Source organism: Marinobacter pelagius (assembly GCF_900114925.1).
In the GTDB taxonomy this organism is placed as follows: Bacteria; Pseudomonadota; Gammaproteobacteria; order Pseudomonadales; family Oleiphilaceae; genus Marinobacter; species Marinobacter pelagius.
Genome location: NZ_FOUR01000001.1, coordinates 1 through 23883 on the forward strand (window position 1 = coordinate 1; position 23883 = coordinate 23883).

The 23883-nt window shown below is 59.6% G+C and carries 24 protein-coding genes; 12 read left to right on the forward strand and 12 right to left on the reverse strand.

All coding sequences use genetic code 11. The features are described from left to right. Positions 1 to 492: 492 nt before the first annotated feature. Entirely contained in the window at positions 493 to 1695 is a 1203-nt protein-coding gene (gene tyrS / locus BM254_RS00010; protein ID WP_091997254.1) for a tyrosine--tRNA ligase, read from the reverse strand. Positions 1696 to 1998: 303 nt separating this feature from the next. On the opposite strand from tyrS, the gene BM254_RS00015 reads away from it, so the two are divergent. Next, entirely contained in the window at positions 1999 to 3393 is a 1395-nt protein-coding gene (locus BM254_RS00015) for an OapA family protein (protein WP_091997256.1), read from the forward strand. A gap of 4 nt (positions 3394 to 3397) precedes the next feature. Beyond that, positions 3398 to 4495, forward strand: a complete 1098-nt coding sequence (locus BM254_RS00020) for an anhydro-N-acetylmuramic acid kinase (RefSeq protein WP_091997258.1) — start codon at positions 3398 to 3400, stop codon at positions 4493 to 4495. A gap of 1 nt (position 4496) precedes the next feature. Here the strand turns inward: BM254_RS00020 and erpA are convergent, their stop codons facing one another. The 4 genes from erpA to argC all read right to left on the reverse strand — a co-directional run bounded on the left by erpA (position 4497) and on the right by argC (position 7179). Beyond that, positions 4497 to 4829 carry an iron-sulfur cluster insertion protein ErpA gene (gene erpA / locus BM254_RS00025; RefSeq protein ID WP_217647728.1) on the reverse strand — a complete coding sequence of 111 codons (333 nt, stop codon included), beginning with the start codon at positions 4827 to 4829 and terminating at the stop codon, positions 4497 to 4499. Positions 4830 to 4913: 84 nt separating this feature from the next. Next, complete coding sequence (locus BM254_RS00030) at positions 4914 to 5390, reverse strand: bactofilin family protein (RefSeq protein WP_091997260.1); 477 nt, start codon at positions 5388 to 5390, stop codon at positions 4914 to 4916. 1 nt (position 5391) lies between these two features. Further along, the gene (locus tag BM254_RS00035; RefSeq protein ID WP_091997262.1) at positions 5392 to 6132 is read right to left on the reverse strand and encodes a DUF6776 family protein; all 741 of its coding nucleotides are present in this window, start codon (positions 6130 to 6132) and stop codon (positions 5392 to 5394) included. A 9-nt stretch (positions 6133 to 6141) separates the two neighbouring features. After that, a complete protein-coding gene (argC, locus tag BM254_RS00040; RefSeq protein ID WP_091999056.1) occupies positions 6142 to 7179 on the reverse strand; it encodes an N-acetyl-gamma-glutamyl-phosphate reductase in 1038 nt (345 codons plus the stop codon). A gap of 156 nt (positions 7180 to 7335) precedes the next feature. Between argC and BM254_RS00045 the strand changes: the two genes are divergently transcribed. Genes BM254_RS00045 through hemL form a run of 5 tightly spaced genes read left to right on the forward strand, consistent with a single transcriptional unit; the run spans position 7336 to position 12287 of the window. Continuing rightward, positions 7336 to 9111 (forward strand): chloride channel protein, encoded by a 1776-nt coding sequence (locus BM254_RS00045; RefSeq protein ID WP_091997264.1) that lies wholly within the window; start codon positions 7336 to 7338, stop codon positions 9109 to 9111. Positions 9112 to 9114: 3 nt separating this feature from the next. Further along, complete coding sequence (gene hemJ / locus BM254_RS00050; protein ID WP_091997266.1) at positions 9115 to 9537, forward strand: protoporphyrinogen oxidase HemJ; 423 nt, start codon at positions 9115 to 9117, stop codon at positions 9535 to 9537. 41 nt (positions 9538 to 9578) lie between these two features. After that, entirely contained in the window at positions 9579 to 10337 is a 759-nt protein-coding gene (gene thiD, locus BM254_RS00055; protein ID WP_091997268.1) for a bifunctional hydroxymethylpyrimidine kinase/phosphomethylpyrimidine kinase, read from the forward strand. Next, complete coding sequence (gene thiE / locus BM254_RS00060) at positions 10325 to 10993, forward strand: thiamine phosphate synthase (RefSeq protein WP_091997270.1); 669 nt, start codon at positions 10325 to 10327, stop codon at positions 10991 to 10993. The genes thiD and thiE overlap by 13 nt, the downstream gene beginning before the upstream one ends. 13 nt (positions 10994 to 11006) lie before the next feature. Next, a complete protein-coding gene (gene hemL, locus BM254_RS00065) occupies positions 11007 to 12287 on the forward strand; it encodes a glutamate-1-semialdehyde 2,1-aminomutase (protein WP_091997272.1) in 1281 nt (426 codons plus the stop codon). A 34-nt stretch (positions 12288 to 12321) separates the two neighbouring features. On the opposite strand, the gene BM254_RS00070 is transcribed toward hemL, so the two are convergent. The 4 genes from BM254_RS00070 to BM254_RS00085 form a co-directional block, all read right to left on the reverse strand. Continuing rightward, positions 12322 to 13662 carry a tetratricopeptide repeat protein gene (locus BM254_RS00070; RefSeq protein WP_091997274.1) on the reverse strand — a complete coding sequence of 447 codons (1341 nt, stop codon included), beginning with the start codon at positions 13660 to 13662 and terminating at the stop codon, positions 12322 to 12324. 140 nt (positions 13663 to 13802) lie between these two features. Continuing rightward, positions 13803 to 14168 carry a hypothetical protein gene (locus BM254_RS00075; RefSeq protein ID WP_091997276.1) on the reverse strand — a complete coding sequence of 122 codons (366 nt, stop codon included), beginning with the start codon at positions 14166 to 14168 and terminating at the stop codon, positions 13803 to 13805. After that, entirely contained in the window at positions 14165 to 14839 is a 675-nt protein-coding gene (locus tag BM254_RS00080) for an anti-sigma factor family protein (RefSeq protein ID WP_091997278.1), read from the reverse strand. Before BM254_RS00080 ends, BM254_RS00075 begins: the two co-directional genes overlap by 4 nt. Before the next feature lie 10 nt (positions 14840 to 14849). Next, the gene (locus BM254_RS00085; RefSeq protein ID WP_091997280.1) at positions 14850 to 15437 is read right to left on the reverse strand and encodes an RNA polymerase sigma factor; all 588 of its coding nucleotides are present in this window, start codon (positions 15435 to 15437) and stop codon (positions 14850 to 14852) included. A gap of 194 nt (positions 15438 to 15631) precedes the next feature. On the opposite strand from BM254_RS00085, the gene BM254_RS00090 reads away from it, so the two are divergent. Continuing rightward, complete coding sequence (locus BM254_RS00090) at positions 15632 to 16537, forward strand: DUF4382 domain-containing protein (RefSeq protein WP_091997282.1); 906 nt, start codon at positions 15632 to 15634, stop codon at positions 16535 to 16537. Positions 16538 to 16592: 55 nt separating this feature from the next. On the opposite strand, the gene BM254_RS00095 is transcribed toward BM254_RS00090, so the two are convergent. Together BM254_RS00095 and mrcB are read right to left on the reverse strand one after the other, a co-directional pair. Further along, positions 16593 to 17171, reverse strand: a complete 579-nt coding sequence (locus BM254_RS00095) for a tetratricopeptide repeat protein (protein WP_091997283.1) — start codon at positions 17169 to 17171, stop codon at positions 16593 to 16595. Then, a complete protein-coding gene (gene mrcB, locus BM254_RS00100) occupies positions 17168 to 19486 on the reverse strand; it encodes a penicillin-binding protein 1B (protein ID WP_091997285.1) in 2319 nt (772 codons plus the stop codon). The genes BM254_RS00095 and mrcB overlap by 4 nt, the downstream gene beginning before the upstream one ends. A gap of 121 nt (positions 19487 to 19607) precedes the next feature. Between mrcB and BM254_RS00105 the strand changes: the two genes are divergently transcribed. Together BM254_RS00105 and BM254_RS00110 are read left to right on the forward strand one after the other, a co-directional pair. After that, positions 19608 to 21185, forward strand: a complete 1578-nt coding sequence (locus BM254_RS00105; RefSeq protein ID WP_091997287.1) for a bifunctional aminoglycoside phosphotransferase/ATP-binding protein — start codon at positions 19608 to 19610, stop codon at positions 21183 to 21185. A 19-nt stretch (positions 21186 to 21204) separates the two neighbouring features. Then, positions 21205 to 21576: a Rieske (2Fe-2S) protein gene (locus BM254_RS00110; protein WP_091997289.1), complete on the forward strand. Its 372-nt coding sequence runs from the start codon at positions 21205 to 21207 to the stop codon at positions 21574 to 21576. Here BM254_RS00110 and sfsA read toward each other — a convergent pair. Then, entirely contained in the window at positions 21560 to 22291 is a 732-nt protein-coding gene (sfsA, locus tag BM254_RS00115; RefSeq protein WP_091997291.1) for a DNA/RNA nuclease SfsA, read from the reverse strand. The genes BM254_RS00110 and sfsA overlap by 17 nt on opposite strands. 176 nt (positions 22292 to 22467) lie before the next feature. Here sfsA and dksA point away from each other — a divergent pair, with 176 nt between their 5' ends. Further along, positions 22468 to 22908, forward strand: a complete 441-nt coding sequence (gene dksA, locus BM254_RS00120; RefSeq protein ID WP_091997293.1) for an RNA polymerase-binding protein DksA — start codon at positions 22468 to 22470, stop codon at positions 22906 to 22908. 56 nt (positions 22909 to 22964) lie between these two features. Then, complete coding sequence (gene gluQRS / locus BM254_RS00125; protein WP_091997295.1) at positions 22965 to 23837, forward strand: tRNA glutamyl-Q(34) synthetase GluQRS; 873 nt, start codon at positions 22965 to 22967, stop codon at positions 23835 to 23837. Positions 23838 to 23883: the final 46 nt, after the last annotated feature.

Below are 23883 nucleotides of genomic sequence, written 5' to 3' on the forward strand. Positions count from 1 at the left end.
AATCATACAAGAATCCGAAGATTCTCTATTCTTGCTCAAGACAAAACTCAATTTCGACGAGTCACTGTCCTGATATTTCGTGTCCGAAATACCTCGGCCAGCGCCCACACGAATTACTTGGTTAACTTTTTAAAGAGCGTTGAGCGTCTGCTCAATCAAGGCCGCGTATTCTACATCGAATCCCGACCCTGTCAACCGTTAATTTTCAGCGTTTTCAAACTCTCTCAAACCCGCTAAAAACCGTCCGGCTTACTGCTTCAAACGAGGCGCGCATTCTACACTGAACCGCCACCTTGTCAACCGCTTTCTGAAGAAATTTGAAATCGTTTTTCTTCAGCGCTTTCAAGCAGTTACTCCCTCGGGCCGCCCGTGTCTCAGTGGCTTGTCCCTCAGAAGTGGTGCGCATTCTACAGCCCTCAGGAAAACTGTCAACGACGAATCTGAAAAAAATCCAAATTCGCCGCTTCCCTGGTTGCAGCGCAACCAAATCGATCACGCAGTAATCAAAACCCTTGCAATTTTCTTCTTGCCGGCCTGGATGACACAATCATCACCCTCTACAAACATGCGATCGCCCTCGAATTGCTTGCCATCTACATAGACAGCTCCCCGTCCGAGGACGTCCCTGGCGGCCGCACCATTCTTTACCAGGCCAGCCAGACGAAGAACGGCAGCCATCGGGATTTCACCCTGCCCTTCGAGAGACACCTTCACTTCCGGTACATTCTCCGGAATCTCACCAAGCTCGACTCGGTTACCGGCAGACTTGTGCGCCGTTTTCGCGGCCTCCTCACCATGGAAACGGGTGATGATCTCTTCCGCCAGCAATTTCTTGTAGTCCTGCGGATTGGCACCGCCTTCTACAGCCTTGCGGAACTCTCCCACTTCAGCCAGCGGCCGGAAGCTCAGCAACTCAAAGTAACGCCACAACAGCTCATCCGGCATGGAGAGAAGCTTGGTATACATTTCACCAGGCGCATCGTTTACACCGACGTAATTGCCAAGGGACTTGGACATCTTCTGGACACCATCCAGCCCCTCCAGAATCGGCATGGTCAGAATTACCTGAGGCTCCTGACCGTAATGCTTCTGCAGGATCCGCCCCATCAGCAGATTGAACTTCTGATCGGTACCGCCGAGCTCGACATCTGCCTTAAGGGCAACAGAGTCGTACCCCTGAACCAGCGGATACAGGAATTCGTGAATGGCAATGGCCTGCTCAGCGCGGTAACGCTTGGTGAAGTCATCACGTTCCAGCATCCGGGCAACGGTGTACTGACCCGCCAGCTTGATCATGTCGGCAGCGGTCATCTTGCTCATCCAGTCGGAATTGAAAACCACATGGGTCTTCTCGCGATCCAGAATCTTGAATACCTGCTCTTTATAGGAAACAGCATTCTCGCGGACCTGCTCCTCAGTCAGAGGCGGCCGCGTAGCACTTTTACCAGTAGGATCACCAATCATCCCGGTGAAGTCGCCAATCAGGAAAATGATCTCATGCCCGAGATCCTGGAACTGGCGCAACTTGTTAATAAGGACAGTGTGGCCGAGATGAAGGTCCGGTGCCGTGGGATCGAAACCCGCCTTGATACGCAGGGGGCGACCTTGCTTCAGCTTCTCAACGAGCTCCTCTTCCGGAATCAGTTCGTCAACGCCGCGCTTGATGACGGCCAACGCTTCATCTATAGATGCCATGAACTACACGTCCCCGTTAATGTGTTGAAAGATTCAGACCGTTACAGACTTCAACAAAAGAAATCTGCGATTCTGCCGCGCACTTGTTAAAGTAAGGCGGTCAAATATTACACAGCCCTGAGTGAACAGGGCGGCGTATTATAGCAGTGACGTCGCAAGAAATCCGGAGGATGGAGCAGTAACCGTAATGTTCCACGCTGTCCCGCATGCATTTTATACGGTAATCTGTTGGTCTATACTTGAACAACAGCTTTAATTAGGTAGTTCAACCTGCCGGAATACCGATTAAAACGGGTGCGATACGTGCTGAAAAAGTTTCCCAAGACCCATATTACCCTCGCCGCTGCTACAACCGTTGTGGTGACAGCTGCCGTGCTGATGAGTCCGAGCAGCAACGTTGAAGCCAAGCGCATGTCCTATGCACTGGACCTTGAGCAGGGCACAGTATCCGAGGCGGAGAGCAAGCAGACTGATACTGCTGAGCGGGATCAGGCAATTACCTCTGCGCCGGCAAAGCCACAATTGTCCGAAGAGTCCGCGCCAGAAACAACGGAAGAAACCGTTGCCGCCGCGCCGGTGGAACCACAGCTGGACTGGCAGACCTTCAAGATCAAATCCGGCGACACGCTCTCCTCGCTGTTCAAGAAAGCAGGCTTCAACGACGGCATCATGCTTTCCGTCATTCATGGTGAGGGCGAAGCCGACAAGCTGCAGCGCCTGTACGCGGGTGAAACCATCCGCTTTGCCACCGATGAAGAAGGCGCACTGGCGGGTATCGAACTTCAGCGAAACCTGCTTGAGACACTCAAGATCACCCGTAATGAGGAAGGCTTCAGCGGCAAGACCGACATGCGGGAACCCGAGGCTCGTCCGGCTTTTGCTTCCGGGGTGATTGACGGCTCCCTGTATCTGGCCGCTCGCGAGGCCGGCATGAATGACCGCCTGACCATGGAACTGGCTGGCATCTTCGGCTGGGATATCGATTTCGTGTATGACGTTCGTAAGGGCGACCGGTTCGAAGTGGTTTACGAGGAACTCTACGTCGACGGAGAGAAATTCGATACCGGCCGCATCCTCTCCGCACGCTTCGTGAACCGGGGTGAAGAGAATCTGGCCCTGCTGTATACCGACAGCAATGGTGACAGCGACTATTACACCCCTGAGGGCAAGAGCATGCGCAAGGCGTTTCTGCGCACGCCGATCAACGCGCGAGTATCCTCGTCATTCAACTTGCAGCGCCGGCACCCGGTACTGGACGTGGTTCGCCCCCATGAAGGTACCGACTACGCCGCGCCTCCGGGCACACCGATCAAAGCGGCAGGCAACGGCACCGTTCGCTTTGCAGGCTGGAAAGGTGGCTATGGCCGTACGATCATTCTGCAACACGGCAATAACATCACCACCCTTTACGCCCATATGAGAGGCCTGGCGAAGGGCATGAAAAAAGGTGTCAGGGTCAAGCAGGGACAGACCATTGGCTATCTTGGCGCTTCCGGCATGGTTACAGGCCCACACCTGCACTATGAGTTCCGTCTCAATGGCTCGCCGCGTAACTCCCGTACAGTGGATCTCCCGGATGCCAAGCCGGTCCCCGCATCCGAAATGGCCCGGTTCAAGCAGGTCACCGAGCAGCGGGTAGCCCAGTTCGACGTCTTCCGCGATAACTACCAGCAGCTGGCCATGGCACGGGAAGACTGAGACCATGGAAGCCTGGCTCGGACTTATGTCCGGCACCAGCATGGATGGCATAGACGCCGTGCTGGTGTCCTTCCGGGACCGCAGCGTTCAGATTCACGCAACTCACAGTCTCAATTATCCGGACGAGCTTCGCCAACGACTGATCCATGCCAGCCAGAACCAGGCCAGCCCGGATGAAATCGGGGAGCTGAGCACGCTGACCGGCCAGCTTTTCAGCCAGGCCGCCTCCAGAGCAATTTCCTGCTCCGGTCTGGCACCGGATAGGATTCGGGCCATCGGCAGCCACGGCCAGACTATCCGCCACCAGCCTTCCGGCTCAGCCCCTTTCTCCTTCCAGATCGGTAACCCTGCCATCATTGCCGAAGCCACCGGCATCACCACTGTTGGTGATTTTCGCAGCCGGGATATGGCTGCCGGAGGCCAGGGCGCGCCATTGGTACCAGCATTCCACAAGGCCTTCTTCGGATCGGAGTCAGAGAGCCGGTGCATTCTCAACCTTGGCGGCATTGCCAACATCACCTGGATACCTGCCCAGGGCACCGGAGTAGTAACAGGTTTCGACACCGGCCCGGCGAACGCCCTGATGGACGCCTGGTGCCTGGACCAGACCGGTCGCCCCTATGATGCGGATGGACACTGGGCGCTAGAGGGGAACGTGGATCAGGCGCTGCTGGATGACATGCTTTCCGATGCGTACTTCAAACGCACACCGCCCAAGAGCACCGGCAAGGAGAAGTTCAACCTCGGCTGGGTAAAGACCATGATCGCCCGCCATCCGGAGCTCAAGCCAGAGGACATCCAGAGAACCCTGCTGGAACTCACCGCGGTGACTATTGCGGACCAGATGCCGGAAACCGGCGTGGGTACTGTCTATGCCTGCGGTGGCGGTACTCGCAACCCGGAACTGATGCGTACGCTGGCCCGAACACTGGCACCCGCGCGTCTGGCGGAAACGTCTGAACTGGGACTTGATCCCCAGTGGGTGGAACCGGTGGCATTCGCCTGGCTGGCAAAGCAGGCTATGGAGGGAAAACCCGGGAACCTTCCGGAAGTAACCGGTGCAAATGGCCCCCGGGTTCTGGGAGCCATTTACCCGGCCTGAATCAGATCGAAAAGGAGCTGCCGCAACCGCAGGTTGAAGTGGCGTTCGGGTTCTGCACTACAAACTGGGAGCCCTGCAACCCTTCCTGGTACTCGATGGTCGCACCGATCAGATACTGGTAGCTCATCGAATCCACGAGCAGAACAACCCCGTCGCGCTCGATAACTGTGTCGTCCTCTTCCTGACTCTCGTCGAAAGAAAAGCCGTACTGGAATCCGGAACAGCCGCCACCGGTGACAAAGACGCGCAGCTTGAGATCGGGGTTGCCCTCTTCCTCAATCAATTCACGTACCTTGGCAACGGCACTGTCACTGAAAAACAGCGGGGTAGCCATCTGTTGCTGAACTACACTCAAGCTCGCCTCCGGAAACATCGTTTACAAAGTAGCGATTATGGTATTCCTGACTAAAACAATCAACTATTCGGACTTTCCACCATCTTCCAGGACTTCTTCAACCGCGTCATCGGAGCGAATCGCGGCGGCAGAGTGCTGCGGACGATCCTTGGTCAGCAGGCCCACCGGCTCGCGCTGATGAACCAGGTTGCCATTGACCGTAGCGCCCATGGCCATCTCGATCAGGTTGTAATAGACGTTGCCGTTAATGGCTGCCTTTTCCGCCAGCTCAAGGTGGTCGGATGCGTAGACGTCACCATTAACCGTACCATTGATGATGACATGGGGAGCGACGATGTCACCGGTCACCTCGCCAACTTCCGAAATACGCAATACGGCATCACTGCCCTCTTCGGCCACGACCTTGCCCTTGATCCGGCCATCCACATGCAATCCGCCGGAGAATTTCACATCTCCCTCTACCGTGGTCCGTGAGGAAACCAGGGTATCAAAATGGCCAGTCGGCCGGCGTGGCTTTTGCTGCTTTTTCTTACCGAGCATTTCAGTTCTCCGTTAAATCATCCCAGTCAAAGGTTCGTTCTGCCTGCGAGGATTTGCGGCCCTCGGCTTGCGCCACCACCTGGACTTCGACCGGCTCGAAGCCGTCCGGAAGCGCCAGGGTTCCCTCCACATTCTGGAAAAAGCGGAAGCGGAACTTTACGCCAAGATCCTCAATATCCTGAGACAGATCACGCAGGGCAATGACTTCTTTCTCTTCGTCGCGCATGCCGATGACATTGACTGCCACCACGCCGGAAATGTAGTTCTTGTTATTACCAACCTGGGTCAGGACCAGCTTGAAATCCCAGGCCCCAGGCTGGTAGTCCGGGGCCAGGGTCAGGCTGTCGACCTGGAGGCCCTTGCTGGTCTCCGACGGTGCCATGATATTTTTATAGAAAGTCAGATCAGACTTCAGTGATGCGATGCGGGTTTCCAGCTCGACGATGGTCGTTCGTGCCTGTTTGAGGGCCTGGGCATCGATCGCTTTGCCCCGCTCCAGGTTGACCAGCTGCTGGCGCGCCTCCTTGTAGTTGCTTCGGAGATCATCGAGCTCCTCCTCCAGCACCTCGTTGGAAGCCGAGACATCCGAGAACCGGAAACCACCCTGCGCAAGCCCGGCCGCATAGCCGGTAAGCGCAGAGACCACGGTGAACGCCAACAGGATGGCGGTACGGCGAATCCGGTACCCGGGGCGATGGCGGATGACCACATACTCTTCCGCCGGTTTGCGTGGTTCGCTCACGGATCGTCCTTAAGGCAGTAACGCCGGAGCTTCAAGCCCCATGGTTTCCCGGAAGCCGAACATGATGTTCATGTTCTGGACTGCCTGACCGGCTGCCCCCTTGACCAGATTATCAATCACCGAAGAAACGATAACGATGTTGCTGTCTTCCTGGCGGTGCAGGGCCATCCGGCACTGGTTGGCGCCACGGACACTGCGGGTTTCCGGATGGCTGCCAAAGGGCATCACATCAACAAATGGCTCGTTCCGGAAACGCTCCTCGTATAGCGCCTGAAGACGATCGAAACCGGAAGGATCTTTCAGCTCGGCATAAAGTGTCGCCTCGATGCCACGAATCATCGGAATCAGGTGCGGCACGAAGGTCACGCCCACCTGGCTGCCGGCGGCTCCGGTCAGGCCCTGGCGAATTTCCGGAAGGTGACGGTGGCCAGAGGCACCATAGGCCTTGAAACTCTCGCCAATTTCACCGTGCAGCATACCGATCTTGCCCTGGCGCCCCGCGCCACTGGCGCCGGACTTGGCATCGGCGATGAGGCGCGAAGGGTCAACCAGTCCCTGCTCCAGCAGCGGCAGGAACCCCAACTGGACTGCGGTTGGATAACAGCCGGGGTTGGCAACCAGCTGGGCACTGCGGATCTCGTCACGGACCACTTCCGGCAGGCCATAGACAGCCTTTTCCGCCCACTCCGGGGTTTCATGGGGCATGCCATACCACTGGGCCCAGACGTCCAGATCCTTGAGCCGGAAATCCGCAGACAGGTCAACGACGCGCACTCCGGCATCCATCAACTCCGGCACCATACGCATGGCCACACCGTGGGGCGTGGCAAAGAACACCAGGTCACAAGCCTTGAGCACGCTGGCATCAGGCTCGGAAAACTCGAGATCGAAGTGCCCGCGCAGATTGGGGTACATATCCGCGACCGGCATGCCCGCCTCGGAGCGGGAAGTTATGCAGCTGACGGTTACTTCCGGGTGAACCGCGAGGATTCTGAGCAGTTCCACACCGGTGTAGCCGGTGCCACCAACGATGCCTACTTTAATCACCATTTTCTCCAGCGACGTCGAATCAGGAATTGGAAGTTTGGTGGTGTAGTCTACCATGATAAACCAACGACTTATTGCAGCGCAGAGGCCGACCGCTACAATGTTGTCACAAACCCGTTAACGCACTGTCATACCTGAACCGGAATCCCTGCGATCATGCGGAACATCTGGCACCAGATCACCGAAAACCTGATCCCTGTATTCCGCCGCAGGCTTTCGGGTGTCGACGCGCTTCCGCAACTGGCGGTGCTGGGACTGCTCTCTGGCCTGATCACCGGGGGCGTGATCCTGCTGTTCCGACTCGCCATCGAGTGGCCCCTTGAGTACTTCCTGCCGGGGACCGGCTCCGAATCCTTCGAGCAGCTGGATATCCTGACTCGCGGGCTGTTACCGCTCGCCGGTGCCCTCGCTCTTGGACTGATGCTGCACCGACTGGCCATACACGACCGCAAGGTCGGTATTGTCCACGTCATGGAACGCCTGAATTACCACCAGGGTTACATCTCGTTGCGCAGTGCCATCGTCCAGTTTGTCTCCGGCGTCAGCACGGTGGTAACCGGCCAGTCAGCGGGACGGGAAGGGCCGGCCGTGCACCTGGGCGCCGCTTTCTCCAGCCTGATGGGGCAATGGATGCGCCTGCCCAACAACAGCATCCGGACCCTCGTGGCCTGCGGCTGCGCTGCCGCCATCTCCGCCTCGTTCAATACGCCCATTTCCGGCGTGCTCTTTGCCATGGAAGTGGTAATGATGGAATACACCATTGCCGGCTTCACTCCAATCATCCTGGCTGCAGTGAGCGCGGCCATCGTCACCCAGGCAGTCTATGGATCGGAGCCCGCTTTCAGCGTACCGGCGCTGACCATGAACTCGCTGATGGAGATCCCCTGGATCCTCGCCATTGCAGTAATCATCGGTATTGCCGCGGCGCTCTTCATCCAGTTGGTGGATGCCATGGGCCGCCACCACCATCAGCCCGTGCTTCTGCGCATCGGCATCGCCGGCGCCCTGATGGTGCCCTTCGCGGTATTCATCCCCGAGACCATGGGCATCGGCTACGACACGGTGAACGCAACCATCAACGGGAACCTGGGGTTCTGGCTATTGTTATCTGCCGGCGTGGCCAAGCTGGCGATAACCTCCCTGAGCATCGGGCTCGGCATGCCCAGCGGCGTCATCGGCCCGACCCTGTTCATGGGAGCGACTCTGGGTGGAGCCATGGGGCTCGTGGGGGCGCAAATTGCACCAGACATTGCATCTTCCGTGGGCTTCTACGCCATGCTGGGTATGGGGGCGATGATGGGGGCGGTGCTGCAGGCCCCACTGGCCGCGCTGATGGCGGTAATGGAGCTGACCCGCAATCCGAACATCATCCTGCCCGCCATGCTGATCATTACCACGGCCAGCCTGGTGACCAGCGAGGCCTTCGGCAAGAAGTCTCTGTTCCTGACCATCCTCAAGAGCCAGGGCCTGAGTTACCAGAACTCGCCCGTCATCCAGGCACTTCGCCGGGTATCTGTCGGCGCCATCATGGACCGCAACATCCTGCGCACAGAACGGCACCTCACCATTGAGGAAGGCCGCAAGGTCCTCAAGTCCGAGCCCAAGTGGCTGATTGTAGAAGGCAGCAATGGCCCCACTGCCCTGCTCCCGGCGGTGGACCTGGCCCGATACCTGGAAGATACCGAGGAAACTGCGGCCGAAGAGGGGATCGAGATGCCGGAATCCATCGATCTTATGGACATCCCCGCTAACCGTCGGGACGTTGCCCCGGTACAATATCAGGCGACCCTCGAAGAAGCGCTGAACGAATTCGATTCCACCAATGCCGAGGCCCTCTACGTGCAGCGGCACGTCGCGCCCATGATCCAAAGGGTGTACGGCGTGGTATTGAAGTCTGACATCGAAAGCTACTACCAATACCGACGGAGTTGACGGATGCTGTGGGTAAAAGCCTTCCACATAATTGCCATGGTGTGCTGGTTTGCCGGCCTTTTCTATCTGCCGCGACTGTTTGTCTACCATGCTGCCTGTGAGGACCAGCCTGGCCGCGACCGCTTCAAGATTATGGAGCGCAAGCTGTATCGGGGCATCACCACCCCGTCCATGATCGCCACGGTGGCCCTTGGCATCTGGCTGATCAGTTACAATGTCTCCGGTTATTTCAGTCAGGGCTGGCTGCACGCCAAACTGGTGCTGGTCGCCCTGCTGATCATCTACCACTTTTATTGCGGCCATCTGGTCAAGGTGTTCCGGGATGACATGAACCACCGAAGCCATGTGTTCTATCGCTGGTTCAATGAGCTGCCCGTCTTCGTCTTGCTTGCTGTGGTGATACTCGCTGTCGTCAAACCGTTTTAAGGAGCAGAGCCATCAAACGCTATACCCGTCCCCAGGTTCTTGTGCTGTCCGGACTCGACCCCTCCGGTGGCGCTGGCATCCAGGCTGATATCCAGGCCATCACCTCCCTCGGCTGCCACCCCCTGCCGGTACTGACCTGCCTGACGGTTCAGGATACCCGTAACGTCTATGACGCCCAGCCTGTGGACAGCGCCCTGATTCGAAAACAACTGGACTGCATTGCAGCGGATGCCCCCATCCATGCCATCAAGACCGGGGCTCTGGGGAACGCCGGGGTTGTCGATGTCCTGGTGGAGTTCATCAAGTCCCGGCCCGGAATTCCGGTGATTACCGACCCGGTAATCAAAGCCGCCGGCGGTGGCGACCTCGCGGACGAAGCCCTCATCACCGCCATGAAGGAACGCCTGTTCCCCCTGGCCGAGATGATCACACCAAACGGTATTGAACTGGCCATGCTCGGTGGCAGCGAAAAGCCGGAGCAGGCAGCGAAGCACCTGATGGATCAGGGCTGTGAATCGGTGCTGGCCACCGGCGGCCACGGTACCGGCCTGCACATCATCAATACCCTGTATAACCACAACCCGGAGCCCATGCGCTGGGAGATCGAGCGCGTGGGCGGCGAATACCACGGCACCGGCTGTACCCTGGCCGCGGCCATTGCGGCCGGACGGGCATCAGGGCTGTCGGCCCGTGCCGCCATTTCCCAGGCCCAGAATTACGTCAACCGGGCGATTCTCCATGCCCTGGACGTGGGTAAGGGTCAGCCCGTTCCGGACCGGGGCATCCTGTGGGAACGCTAGAAAAAGGTCTCCGTCCCGGCCTGTATGCCATTACCGACAGCAAACTCACCCCGCCTGATCACCTGCGGGCATGCGTGGAAGCCGCACTGCGCGGCGGCGCCGTGCTGGTACAATACCGGGAGAAAGCCGCTCCGTGGCCAGAGCGGCTGGGCCAGACCCGGGACCTTCAAGCCATTTGCAGTAATGCCGGTGTGCCTTTGATCATCAACGATGACCCCCAACTGGCAAAGCGCATCGGCGCCGCCGGCGTCCATCTCGGTCAGGGCGACGGATCGCTGGCGCTGGCCCGCCAACTACTGGGTGAAGATGCGATTATTGGTGTCACCTGTCATGCCAGGCTGGAACTGGCTCACCGTGCACTTGCCGAGGGAGCCGATTACCTGGCGTTTGGACGCTTCTATTCGTCCAGCACCAAGCCAGATGCGCCCGGAGCAGATCCGGCAGTCCTGACCGAAGCAAAACAGCTCGGCAAACCGGTCACAGCCATCGGCGGGGTAACGGCGGACAATGGCGCTCCCCTGATCAAGGCGGGAGCCGACCTGCTGGCCTCGGTCGGTGGCGTCTTCGGAGGCACACCGGAACAGATTGAACAGAAGGCAAGAGCCTTCGGGCGGCTGTTCGCTGCCCATCATCCACTTTTCTCATTATCGGATTAACAGGAGCCGAACCATGACACACTCCGAAACCTTGTTCGAAGAGGCGCAAAAATACATTCCCGGTGGCGTGAATTCGCCGGTACGGGCCTTTCGCGGCGTGGGCGGCACCCCGATTTTCTTCAAGCATGCCGAAGGCGCCTACCTGTTTGACGAAGACGACCGCCGCTACATTGATTACATCGGCTCCTGGGGCCCGATGATCCTCGGCCACTCCGACCCGCGCATCAAGCAGGCCCTGCATACCCAGGTTGACCTTGGCGTTGGCTATGGTGCTCCCACCGCTATCGAGACCGAAATGGCCAAGAAGGTGTGTGAACTGGTGCCCTCCATTGACATGGTGCGCATGGTGAACTCCGGCACCGAAGCCACCATGAGCGCCATTCGCCTGGCAAGAGGCTACACCGGCCGGGACAAGATCGTGAAATTCGAGGGCTGCTACCATGGCCACGTGGATTCACTGCTGGTAAAGGCCGGTTCCGGTGCGCTGACCCTGGGTGTTCCCAACTCTCCGGGCATTCCCGCCAGCCTGGCAGAGCATACCCTGACCCTGACCTATAACGACATCGACGAAGTCCGGGAGACGTTCGAGAAAATGGGGGACCAGATTGCAGCGATCATCGTGGAGCCGGTCGCCGGCAACATGAACTGCATACCACCGGTTCCGGGCTTTCTGGAAGCATTGCGTCAGGTCTGTGACCAGCACGGAACTGTCCTGATCTTTGACGAGGTAATGACCGGATTCCGGGTGTCCCTGGGCGGCGCTCAGGGTTACTACGGTGTCACCCCGGACCTGACTGCCCTGGGCAAGGTGATCGGCGGCGGCCTGCCTGTCGGTGCCTTCGGCGGCAAACGGAAAATCATGGAGCACATCTCACCCCTGGGTCCCGTTTACCAGGCCGGCACCCTCAGCGGCAACCCGCTGGCCATGGCAGCAGGCCTGACCACGCTCAACGCCATTTCCGAGCCCGGCTTCCATGACCGGCTCACGGAGAAGACCAACGCGGTGCGCGATGGCCTGAAACAGGCGGCTGACGAAGCAGGCATTCCGGTGACGGTACAGAGTGCCGGCGCCATGTTCGGCTTCTTCTTTACCGAAGAAGCCTCCATCACCCGCTTCGACCAGGTAATGGCTTGCGACGTCGAGCGTTTCAAGAAGTTCTTCCAGGGCATGCTGAAGGAAGGGGTCTACCTGGCACCCTCGGCCTTTGAGGCAGGCTTCACCAGTGCGGCGTTGTCCGACGAGGACATCGAGCACACGATTGCCGCAGCCCGCAAAGTGATGGCGACGCTGTAATTGCAGAGCTCCGGGTCCGGCCGAAAGGCCGGGCTCAGAGTACGCCTTCCAGCGTCACCATGAATGTGTGGCGCTGGTAACTGTAACTGTCGATCCTGCTGCTGTTATCCCGGAACAGCCATTCTCCCCGCAAAAGCCAGCGCCGGCTCAGGCCATACTCCGCAAACGTACCGGCTTCCCAACGCCGGTCGGTGCGCCGTTCAACCACCAACGTATCGCCTTCCAGCAAACGATGGGGATCCTGGTAACGGCTGTACCTGAATCCCCCCATGGCACCCAGCACGATATCTGGCCGAACGCTGTAACGGGCGCTCGCCTCAACAGCATGATGTTGCGGTGAGACGCTGACAAACTGGCTACCGGAATTGAGATCGCTCCGGTTATTCAGTTCCAGGAGATACTTGCCTTCAAGATTCCACGCCCCGAACCAGCGCCCCGCCCTGGCCCGCAGCCGGTACCACTGGCCATCGTAGGCCTCGAACGAGCTTCCCCCGTCCACTCTGGCAGCAGCCAGGGACATATCGCAGCCATCGATCGGAAGCCCGACCGGGCACTGGGGCCAGGCGATCAGCCCCTCCACGCCATAGCGTGTCTCGAACGCGTCTGGACCGAACCACGATTGGCTCAAGACCATCCCCAGTTGCCGGCTCCGGCCCGCATCCTGTTCTGACCAGGCGAGCTTGCCCTGAAGAAATTTGGTGTTGTAGTCATCGTCATCCGGATAGTCCCGGCCAAAAAAAGCACCTTCCAGGTCCCATCCGGTGTTCCTGTCACCGCGGACACGGACACTACCGGCAACCACTGCATCCAGGAACAGGCCGCCTTCGCGGGTGGTAGCAGTCTCCGGGAGACCGGCAATGTTACTGTCGTAGCCACCCGATGCGGCCAGGTAAAGGCGACGGGGACTCCGGTCGGAAACCGCCACCTGACTGCCCATATCCGAAAGCCTGGTCCGGGCCAGGTCCTGCAGTTTGCCAGGGCCGTCGCTCTCAACGACCGACAGGAAGTAATCCCGGGCGACCGCTTCATCGTTCCGCGCCAGGGCAATCAGGCCAAGGTTATAGCGTGCCAGGATTTCATGGGGAGAGGACAAGAGGCGAGCGAACGACTCTTCTGCGGCATCCAGCTGACCCAGTCGGTAATACACCACGCCGAGATTGTAATGGAGGGTCATGGAATCCAGGCCGCCAGCGCGCGCCGCTTCCAGCCGTTGCCGGGCGGCCTTCAGGTCACCTTGCTGGAAAAGCTCGACACCCTTTCGGAAATCCGCCTGCGCTGGCGCTTCCCCGGAGGTGTCCTGCGCCAGTGACGGCACGGAGACGAGCAGGAGTGAGCAACTCAGCAGCAGCTTACGGGTGAGGCAGGCAGCCAGCAAACAACACCTTCCGTTCTATTCCGGATCAGGGGGATGAATCGGCGGGCTGACGGCAAGCCAGCGTTACCGAACGATAACGCGGCAAGTATAACAGGGAGACTGCAAAATGGCTGCCCGCCAAGGCATGGCGGGCAAGAGAATCAATTGCGCGGTTTGGCTGCTTCGGGCAGATTGTCCCGAACGTCCTGGACCTGTTCAGGCAGCTCAGGCCTGTCCGGCTTTTCCCGGGAAGATTCACGGGCCTTTTCGGCCATTTCCTGGCCGAATTCCCGGCCGTTTTCACGGGCATCCCGGGCCATGTCCATCCCCGGTGCACCCCGACTCTCTCTCGCCTGGTCCGGCTGTTCAATGGACGCGGGTTCTGGCAACTCGATCTCGCGGACAACGGATTCGGTCAGTGCCCGCTCATCGAGCACCATGCGCATGGTGACATCAAGATCCTCACGCGCATGGACCTCGGACGCAAACAGCGTAACCAGCATTGCTACCGGAACATACCATCTCATGATGCCGGCACCTCCTGATTTTCAATCGCACCGGGAATCTCGACCCGGAAACTCTTTTGCTGCTCCCCCGTATTCAGGCGAGCGACCAATTCTCCCCTGCCGGGAAACAACACCCTCAACGGCAGGGAAACCAAATTCTCGCCGGCATCCAGACTGATCTGCCAGCTCAACTCCTGCCGACCGGGCCATGGAGACAGCTCCACGTTCGGTGGCAGCTCAAGGGTCAGGGTGACATTATCCAATGCCCGGCCCGAACGGAATGCCAGCTTTACAGTCTGTTCAACGGGCTCGAAAACCACAGGCTCCGGTGCCTGCTCGCCAGCTAACTGCTGCTGTGGTTCGGGAGAGGCTCCCTTGTTCAGAATCACACCCAGTGAAACCCCCAGCGCCAGCGCCGCCGCGACAGCGCCGCCAAGCACCCGATGGCTCCAGCGCCCCTGCCGGTCCGGTTCTGTTGTTGCCGCTGACAGCACCCGGGACTCAAACCCCCGGGACGGCTCGGGAATGCGCTGGCGAACCTGCAGTTTCTCACCCAGCCGCCGCTCCGCTTCCAATACCCGGCTGCAGGCTGCGCACACTGACAGATGCTCAGCCACCTTCTCCCGGTGCTGGGCTGGCAACTCATTATTCAGGTAAGCAACAAGGCTTACGCGGATTTCCCGACAGGACATAGTTATCACCTCAGTTTTCCACACGCCCGGCGCTTGCTGTTGGTTCCAGCTGTTGCAGTAATTTTTTTCTCAGTGCCGCGCGGACCCGATGCAGGCGGGATTTCACGGTACCCAGGGGGATGTCCAGAATTTCCGCAATCTCATCCTGGCGCCAGCCATCCACATCGTGAAGGAGCAACAATGTACGCTGGTCGGGCTCAAGTGTGGCAATGACCCGGTCCAGCTCCGGGCCCAGTCGTTCCAGCTCCAGCAGAGCCATTGGCCCGGTGTCTTCGGCATCCAGGCTGTCGAGCCAGTCGGCCTGGCTGTCCGCCTCCACCAGTTCGCTCATGGGCCGATCGCCCTGCCGGCCCTTTCGCCGCAACTGGTCGATGAAGTGCCGGTACAGCACCCGGTTCAGCCAGGGGCGCAACTGGTCCACCGCCTCCAGCTCTTCCAGACGGGGATACAGCTTGACCACCACATCCTGGACCAGGTCCTCGGCATCCTGCTGCTGACCCGCCAGCCGGAAGGCAAAACGGTACATGGGCTCAAGATGGGGCTGGATCAGGATCTCGAAACGCCGTTTTTTACCTGGCTTGAAGGAGAGAATCGACAAAACCGTTACTACCCGTGTGGTTCGCAGTTGAAGCGGCAAGTCTATACCAGACCGGCCCGCAGTTGCAGTTACGGAGCGGACCAAGCCGCAAGCCCTTTACTGCCAGATGAGGAAAGGTTAACAAAATTCCCGGAACCCTCACCGGATTCATGTCGTGAATTGAGGGAGATTCAACCAAAACCCACGGAGGTTGTATGAAGCGTTCAATTCAGATTTTTGCCGTATCTGCACTGGCAGCGGGTATTGCCGCTTGTGGTGGTAGCAGTGATGGTGGCTCGTCTACCGGCAGTGTTAGCGTCGGGCTCACGGATGCACCGATTGATAATGCCGATGCCGTAAACATCGAGGTTGAGGCACTGGTACTGCAGGCACCAGACGGAGAGCGTCTCCGGTATGAATTTGACTTCCCACAGCCACTCAACCTTCTCGAACTTCAGGGCGGTGCCGTTGAAGCTCTGATTCAGGATGAAGAAGTTCCGGCTGGCGAATACAACTGGATGCGTCTGGAAGTTGGCACCAACAACACTATTGAAATTGATGGTGCTGTCTACGACCTCACCACCCCCTCAGCTCGCGGTATACAGACCAGCGGCTTCGTGGTTCCTGCCGGTGGAGAAGTGGCGCTGACGATCGACTTTGATGTCCGAAAATCCATCGTTAACCCCCAGAACAACCCGGACGTATATAAGCTCAAGCCTGTAGTTAGACTCGTCGACGATTCAACCGTGGGGACAATCAGCGGGACTGTGACTTCTGAACTGATCACCGAACAGTGCGGTGCTCCCGCGGTTATGGAAGAATCATTCCTTGGCAATGTCTACGTGCATGAAAATCTTGAGGCTGAACCGGATGACATTGGCAGCGCGAATGAGCCACTGGTTGTTGTCCCGGTTACCTACGATGGAACCGGAGGCGAATACACCGCCGCTTTCATACCCGCCGACACGTACAAGGTAAGCTATTCTTGCGGCGATGACTTCGTCGAGACCGCTGATGGGCAACCGGCCAATGACGACCTGACTTTCGTAGGTGCGCAAGAGGTTACGGTCTTTGAGGGCGAGACCTCAACTGCGGACTTTGATACTCAAGTAGCTCAGTAAGGAGCTTCGCCCAATAAGGGAAAGGGCGCGACAGTGATTCGCGCCCTTTCTATTTCTAGAGCGCCGCAGCCCTCGCTTCCGCCTGATCCGCCCCGGCCACATTCCCCCGGGCCCGACGAATATCCGCCAGCAACAACCACCCGGCCCGTTGCAGACGGGCATTGTCACCTGCCAGCGACAACCCCTTCAGAGTGAACTGTTCGGCGCTGCCCAGGTTACCGGCTGCCACGTATGCCTCGGAAAGCTTGAAATAGACCTCCGCCGAACGGGGCGCGATGCGCTGCGCCCGCTCCAGGCGGGAAATGGCTCCGGAGGTATTGCCCTGGGCCAGCAGGTTATCAGCCTCACTGACCAGACTCTGGGCCGCCGGGGAAAGACTCTCTCCCGAGTCCTGGTAGCTGGGTGAGGTGTCGCGGCGTTCCTCAACAACCGCGGGCTCTTCCTCCGGTTGCTCGCTCTTGCGCCATACCGGCTCCTCTTCCGGCTCGCTGGTGGAGGTCCGTGGCGGCTCCGGGGCCCTGGAGGTCTCACCGCCACCAATCGGCACATAGATGGAACCGGGACCACTGGCACAGCCTGCCAAAGCAAGAAAGGCGCCCAGGGCACCGGCACGGGTCAGCACAGATATCTTCATCGGAACAATCCTTCAAACCAGCCTTGAATTCGACGCTGCAGGGTACCAGAACAGGAAACCTCCTGATCGGGCTCACTCCCGGTTATGAATGGTACGAAGCGGGCATTATCGCAGTATTCATCGGTCAATGCCTGCCGTTCGGCATTGACCCAGTGATAGGTTACACCGTCCGGCACCACGGGGGAGAATCCATGCTGGGGTACGCCGGCCATGAACCGCGACCATATCGGCAAAGCCCCGGAGGCACCTGTCAGCACGGTCGGGCCATTATCATCCCGCCCTACCCAGGCAACCGCCAGCAGATCACCACTGAAACCGGCAAACCAGGAATCACGGCCGTCGTCGGTGGTGCCGGTCTTGCCGGCAACCGTCAACTGCTCGGGGATGGTGTAATAGGCCGAACGACCGGTACCCTCCTGCATGACCTCCTGCATGGCATATTGCACCAGGTGTACGGCTGCCGGATCGGCCACCTGATCCACCTCCAAGGGATACCGGTTCAGAGGTTCCCCCTGGGAACCGGTCACCTCGCGAATGGTGCGCAAAGGTGTGTTGAAGCCGGATGTGGCCAGCCCCTGGTACATCTGGGCGACGGTGACCGGCGTCATGGAAACCGAGCCAAGGAGCATGGACGGATAGCGGGAGATGGACGACGTCACGCCGAACGCCTGAAGGGTTTCGGCGACCACATCGACACCGATATCCAGCCCGACCCGAACCGCCGGCAGGTTGTAGGAGTTGGACAGCGCCTCGTGAAGGGGTACCTCACCGCGCTCTTTCTTGTCGTAGTTCCTGGGCTCCCAGCGGCGGCCGTCGTCAAATTCCAACACGAAGGATTTGTCGTTGACTGGCGAAATCAGCGTATAGCGGTCCGGCTGAGCCAGCGCCGAGAGATAGATGAACGGCTTGATCAGGGAACCAATCGGGCGCTCAGCGTCCAGTGCCCGGTTGAAGCCGGCGAATCCGGGATCCTTGCCGCCGACCAGGGCCAATACCTCACCACTGTCCTTGGCGGTAACCACCAGGGCCGCCTCCAGGGCTTCCCGGACCTCACCACTGGCAAGCCGGGGCACGGTCTCTTCCACTGCGTATTCGGCGGCATACTGGATGGCCGGATTAAGGGTGGTGAAAATCCTCAGTCCTTCACTGCGCAGATCTTCCTCCCGGTAATCCCGGGCCAGGTGTCGACGCACCAGATCAATGTAGGCCGGATAACGGTTCTCGGAGTAGGAAGGCCGTTCACTGACCCCCAGGGGCAGCCCCCGGGCCCGGGCCGCCTGGCTCGGATCAATCAGCCCGGCTTCTTCCATCTCGGAGATCACCAGGTTCCGGCGATCGGTGGCCCGGTCGGGATTCCGGCGGGGATTGTAGTAGCTTGGTCCCTTGACCATGCCCACCAGCAGGGCAATCTGGTGAATCTCGAGGTTATTCAGGGATTCACCGAAATAGAACTGACTGGCCAGACCAAAGCCGTTGATGCTGCGGGTGCCCGCCTGGCCGAGGTAAACCTCGTTCAGATAGGTTTCAAGGATGTCGTCTTTCTCGTAATGCCATTCCAGCAGCACCGACATCAGCGCTTCGTTACCCTTGCGCAACAGGGTCTGCTCCCGGGTCAGGAAGAAGTTCTTCACCAACTGCTGGGTCAGCGTGCTCCCCCCCTGGACGATCTCCCCTGCCCGGAGATTCACAAGCATGGCCCGGGCGATGGACAGGGGCGCAATGCCGAAATGGTCATAGAAATTCTGGTCTTCCACCGCCATCAGGGTTGCCGGCAGCAGCTCCGGCACTTTGTCCAGCTCGACCAGGATGCGGTCTTCCTTGTGGGTCGGGTAGATACCACCGATCTGCGCCGGCTCCAGGCGCACGATTGGTGCAGGATCGCCGCTCAGGACCCGGAAATTCTCGACCCGGTCACCGTAAATACCGAAAGCAATCCGGCGGCGCTCCTCCTCGCCGTCCGGGAAGCGGAAGCCCCGGGTGCTGATCACGAAGCGATTGCCATTGCGACTGTAGCTGCCGGCCTTGTTACCGTCTCCCCGACGGAATCCGGACAGCTCCAGTTCCCGTTGCAGGGCGGTCGTACTGACGCTGGCTCCGTCATACAGTTCCAGGGGCCGAGCGTATACCCGGGAGGGAATTTCGAACCGGCGGCCTTCGAAGCGGGAGGTGACGACGGCGTCCAGGTACACCATCCAGCCGGCGAGCAACACCAGGCCGATCAGGGAGGCCCGGAAAAACAGGCGCCAGAACCAGGGCCGGCGGCTGGATTTCGGGGCTTTGCGAGAGGATTTACGGGGAGTCTTTGATTTTGCCATGGCGCGATTATAGCGAAGGGACACCCCGGTAAGGCAGGCCCGCTGTGTGTTATTTCTGTAATCTGCCCGTTATGATAGGGCTTCAAAAATCAATGAGTTCAGGGAATGCGAGGAGAACACCGTGAGCGAGACGTCCGGCAATACGCTGATTCAGGCACTGCAGAATCCGGCGCTGTATGACCACCCTGTCCGGGATTTCCAGGTGATCGAAACTCACATTTCCCAGGTTATCCTGACCGGCGACTACGCCTACAAGATCAAGAAGCCCATGGATTTCGGCTTTCTCGATTTCTCCACCCTGGAACGGCGCAAGCACTTCTGCGAGGAAGAGCTCCGGCTCAACCGTCGCCTGGCCAGCAAACTCTATCTGGACGTACTTCCCATCACCGGCACCCCGGAACAGCCGGTTATCGGCGGTGATGGAGAGCCCTTCGAGTACGCCATCCGGATGCGCCAGTTCTACCAGGACAAGCTCTTTGATCGCCTGCAGGAACGTGACGAGCTGACTCCGGAACTGCTCACCAGCGTGGCCCGGCAAGCGGCTGACTTTCATGAACAGCTACCCCCGGTGGCGGAAGAAAAGCCCCTCGGCACTCCGGAAGCGGTTTACGCCGCCATGCAGGAAAATTTTGACCAGATCCGCCCGCTGATCGACGACAAGGCCCTGCTGGCACAGCTGGACAACCTCGAAGCCTGGACCCAGACCACCTTTGAACGGCACCGGGACCTGATCGCCCGGCGCCGCGACAACGGCTTTGTCCGTGAGTGCCATGGTGACCTCCACCTGGCCAACATCACGGTGTACGAAGGCGAAGTCACCGTGTTTGACTGCATCGAGTTCAACGAACCGTTCCGCTGGATCGACGTCATCAACGACCTGGCGTTCCTGCTGATGGACCTGGAATCCCGCGATGAAGCGGCCCTCGCCAACCGGGTACTGAACACCTACCTGGAGTACCGGGACGACTTCGAGGCCCTGCCACTGCTGCCCCTGTACAAGGCCTATCGCGCCATGGTCCGGGCCAAGATTGCCCTGTTCACCATGGGCAATCCGGACCTGGGTGAGAACGAAAAGGCTGAACTGATGCAGCGCTACCGGGGCTATGCACAGCTGGCCGAGGATTACAGCATCATTCCGAACCCTTACCTGTTGGCCACCACCGGCCTGTCCGCCAGCGGCAAGAGCTGTGTCAGCGCCGCCATGGCCGGGGAACTGGGACTGATCCGGCTGCGTTCCGACGTCGAGCGCAAGCGCCTGCATGGCCTGGGGCCACTGGAGGACAGCAAGTCCGACACCGGTGAAGGTCTCTACACGCCGGAAGCCACAACCCGGACCTACCAGCGCCTGGCCGATCTGTCAGAACATCTGCTGGCCGCGGGCATTCCGGTGGTGGTTGATGCTGCCTGCCTGAAGCAGAGTGAGCGGGACCTGTTTGCCGCTGTAGCCGAAGACCAGGCCGTGCCCTTCGCCCTGTTGCACTGCGAAGCGCCCGAAGACTTGCGCCGGCAGTGGATCCGGAGCCGTTCCGGGGATGCGTCCGAGGCCACCGAGGAACTGCTGGATGCCCAGCAGAACTGGTTCGAGCCACTCACCGCGATGGAGAAGGCACACACCATTCACCTGCACACCGATCAGGAGCACGTGGCTGAGGCGGTGGCAGACCGTATCCGTCAGCATTTCGGGCTGCAGGGCCACTAAGAAGGCAGTGAGATTTTCCATGTCTGAAGGCACCAATCCCTGGCAACCGGTCTGCTCCACCGCAGACCTGCAGCCGGGCCAGTTCATCGAGTTCCGGTTGACCGTCAAGGCCCGGGAACCGGAGGGAATGCCCCTGACCGGCTTCCTGTTTCTCGATGACGGCGAACCGAGGGCCTATCTGAACCAGTGCCCGCACCTTGGCATCGAACTTAACTGGATGCCGGGCCGCTTCATGGATTCGGACAACCTCTTCCTCCAGTGTTCCACCCATGGCGCCCTGTTCAAGACCGGCACCGGCGAGTGCATCGCCGGTCCGTGCCAGGGCGACGCCCTGACCGCGCTGGAGCTGCGGAAACAGGACGGCCAGTGGCAGATCAGGCTCCCAGATTGACCGGGATAGCCTCGGTCAGCGCCAGACTGCCCGAGGGATCACCCTCGCCATTCACCAGCGCGGCACGATAGGCGACCACCTCGACCCCCGCGGCAACCGCCTCCCGGAGCAGCCGGCCATAGGTCGGATCAATGTGGTCGGCCGGCCGCACTTCGTCGATGCCGGTGTGGTTGACCACAAAGAACAGGACCCCGCGCTCGCCCTGCGCCACCTGCCCCATCAGCTCCCGCAAATGCTTCTGGCCACGGGTGGTGACGGCATCCGGGAAATACCCCGCCCCGTCCTCGTCCAGGGTCACGTTCTTCACTTCCACCCAGGCATCGGGCCGACTGTCATGGCCGGACAGGAGCAGATCGATACGGCTTTTCTCCCCGCCATACTTCACTTCCGACCGACATGCGGCATACCCGGCCAGCTCAACCACCACGCCGGCATCAATCCCTTGCCGGGCCTGGGCATTGGGCCTCGCAGTATTCACGCAGGCCAGGACTCCGGGCCGGGTCTCCACCAGCTCCCAGGTATACTTCAGCTTGCGCTTGGGATTGTTGCTCTCGCTGAGCCAGACCCTGGCGTTTTCCGGCTGGCAGCCACGCATTGAACCGGTATTGGGGCAATGGGCCGTCACTTCGGTACCGTCGGGCAGCCGGATGTCCGCAAGGAAGCGCTTGTAGCGGCGAATAAGCCGGCCTTCGACCAAAGGTTCAGAAAACTTCATGTCATCTCCGCAAAAGTCAGTGTCACAAGGCTGGCACCCCCGTAACTAATCTGCTATTTTCCGCAAATTCCCGATTCAGGACGAATGCTTCATCCAGGGTACAATCGCACAGCCTCCGGGCTTGCACGATGGGAAGCAAAGCGTTCTTGTGAAGTACAAACAAGAGGCCGGGTTCAATGGCAAATACTGCAGAACAGTCACGCGAACGTTTTACCAACTTCACCCCCTATGAAATGAAGAAGGGTGAAGAGTACATGAGTGCCGAGATGTTGCAGCACTTCAAGGATCTGCTCCTGCAATGGAAACAGGAGCTGATGGAAGAAGTGGACCGCACCATGCACCACATGCAGGAAGACGCAGCAAATTACGCGGATCCCAGTGATCGCGCAACCCAGGAGGAAGAGTTCAGCCTGGAACTGCGTACCCGTGATCGTGAGCGCAAGCTGATCAAGAAGATCGACCAGACCATCGACCGGATCGACAAGGACGACTACGGCTTCTGCGATCAGTGTGGTGTCGAGATCGGTATCCGCCGCCTTGAGGCTCGCCCCACTGCCACTCTGTGCATCGACTGCAAGACGCTCGCCGAGATCCGTGAGCGCCAGACAGGCATCTGATCCCGAAACCAGCTGTCTGCCGGTAACCGCCAGGCGACCGGCAGACTGACTTTCCCATGGCCAATCCACGCTACCGGGGCCGTTTCGCACCCTCCCCAACGGGCCCACTGCATTTCGGCTCCCTCGTTACCGCTGTCGCCAGCTATGTCGAAGCCCGGGTTCACAGGGGCCAGTGGCTGATTCGCATTGAAGACCTGGATCCGCTCCGGGAACCTCCGGAGGCCACCGGCCAGATTCTCCGAAGCCTGGAAGCCCACGGCCTGTTTCCGGACGAGCCGGTCCGGTTCCAGTCCCGGGGCCACGACGCCTACCACGACGCCATCGACCGGCTGCTGGCCAGCGGACATGCCTATCGCTGCCCATGCTCCCGCAAGGAACTCCAGGCCAATGGCGGCCGGCACCCCCATCACTGTCGGGAAGCGAGGCTCCAGCCGGGCGACCGTCCTTTTGCCGTCCGGTTTGCCCTGCACGATGAGCAATGCCATTGGCAGGATGAGCTGCTTGGCCCGCAACACCAGGTAGTTCAGGCAGAGCTCGACGACCCGGTCATCCTGCGAAAGGAGGGCTTCTACGCCTACCAACTGGCCGTGGTGGTGGATGATATCGATCAGGGGATTACCAACGTGGTCCGGGGCTCGGACCTGCTCGAGATGACTGCCCAGCAACAACAGATCTATCGGGCCCTGGGTGCCGAGCCACCCGGATGGCTGCACATACCGGTGATCCTCAACGAACAGGGACAGAAGCTCAGCAAGCAGACCCACGCGCCCGCCCTTGACGATGACCGGGCCTCCGAGAACCTGTTCCGCGCTCTGGACGCCCTCGGCCAGGAACCACCGGCGTCACTGCAGGCATCAGGCCCGGATGAGATCCTGGCCTGGGCCTGCCAGCACTGGCGCCGGCAGGCAATCGACCTGACAGCCCGCTAACTGGCATGGTATAAAGCCCTTCTTACACTTCAGTGCGGACCTTGAG

What these genes read in the sequence shown, in the direction of transcription:
- tyrS (WP_091997254.1), bottom strand. Translation starts at nt 1,695, where the DNA reads ATGGCATCTATAGATGAAGCGTTGGCCGTCATCAAGCGCGGCGTTGAC.
- BM254_RS00020 (WP_091997258.1), top strand. Translation starts at nt 3,398, where the DNA reads ATGGAAGCCTGGCTCGGACTTATGTCCGGCACCAGCATGGATGGCATA.
- erpA (WP_217647728.1), bottom strand. Translation starts at nt 4,829, where the DNA reads ATGGCTACCCCGCTGTTTTTCAGTGACAGTGCCGTTGCCAAGGTACGT.
- BM254_RS00030 (WP_091997260.1), bottom strand. Translation starts at nt 5,390, where the DNA reads ATGCTCGGTAAGAAAAAGCAGCAAAAGCCACGCCGGCCGACTGGCCAT.
- BM254_RS00045 (WP_091997264.1), top strand. Translation starts at nt 7,336, where the DNA reads ATGCGGAACATCTGGCACCAGATCACCGAAAACCTGATCCCTGTATTC.
- hemJ (WP_091997266.1), top strand. Translation starts at nt 9,115, where the DNA reads ATGCTGTGGGTAAAAGCCTTCCACATAATTGCCATGGTGTGCTGGTTT.
- hemL (WP_091997272.1), top strand. Translation starts at nt 11,007, where the DNA reads ATGACACACTCCGAAACCTTGTTCGAAGAGGCGCAAAAATACATTCCC.
- BM254_RS00075 (WP_091997276.1), bottom strand. Translation starts at nt 14,168, where the DNA reads ATGAGATGGTATGTTCCGGTAGCAATGCTGGTTACGCTGTTTGCGTCC.
- BM254_RS00080 (WP_091997278.1), bottom strand. Translation starts at nt 14,839, where the DNA reads ATGTCCTGTCGGGAAATCCGCGTAAGCCTTGTTGCTTACCTGAATAAT.
- BM254_RS00090 (WP_091997282.1), top strand. Translation starts at nt 15,632, where the DNA reads ATGAAGCGTTCAATTCAGATTTTTGCCGTATCTGCACTGGCAGCGGGT.
- BM254_RS00095 (WP_091997283.1), bottom strand. Translation starts at nt 17,171, where the DNA reads ATGAAGATATCTGTGCTGACCCGTGCCGGTGCCCTGGGCGCCTTTCTT.
- mrcB (WP_091997285.1), bottom strand. Translation starts at nt 19,486, where the DNA reads ATGGCAAAATCAAAGACTCCCCGTAAATCCTCTCGCAAAGCCCCGAAA.
- BM254_RS00110 (WP_091997289.1), top strand. Translation starts at nt 21,205, where the DNA reads ATGTCTGAAGGCACCAATCCCTGGCAACCGGTCTGCTCCACCGCAGAC.
- sfsA (WP_091997291.1), bottom strand. Translation starts at nt 22,291, where the DNA reads ATGAAGTTTTCTGAACCTTTGGTCGAAGGCCGGCTTATTCGCCGCTAC.
- dksA (WP_091997293.1), top strand. Translation starts at nt 22,468, where the DNA reads ATGGCAAATACTGCAGAACAGTCACGCGAACGTTTTACCAACTTCACC.
- gluQRS (WP_091997295.1), top strand. Translation starts at nt 22,965, where the DNA reads ATGGCCAATCCACGCTACCGGGGCCGTTTCGCACCCTCCCCAACGGGC.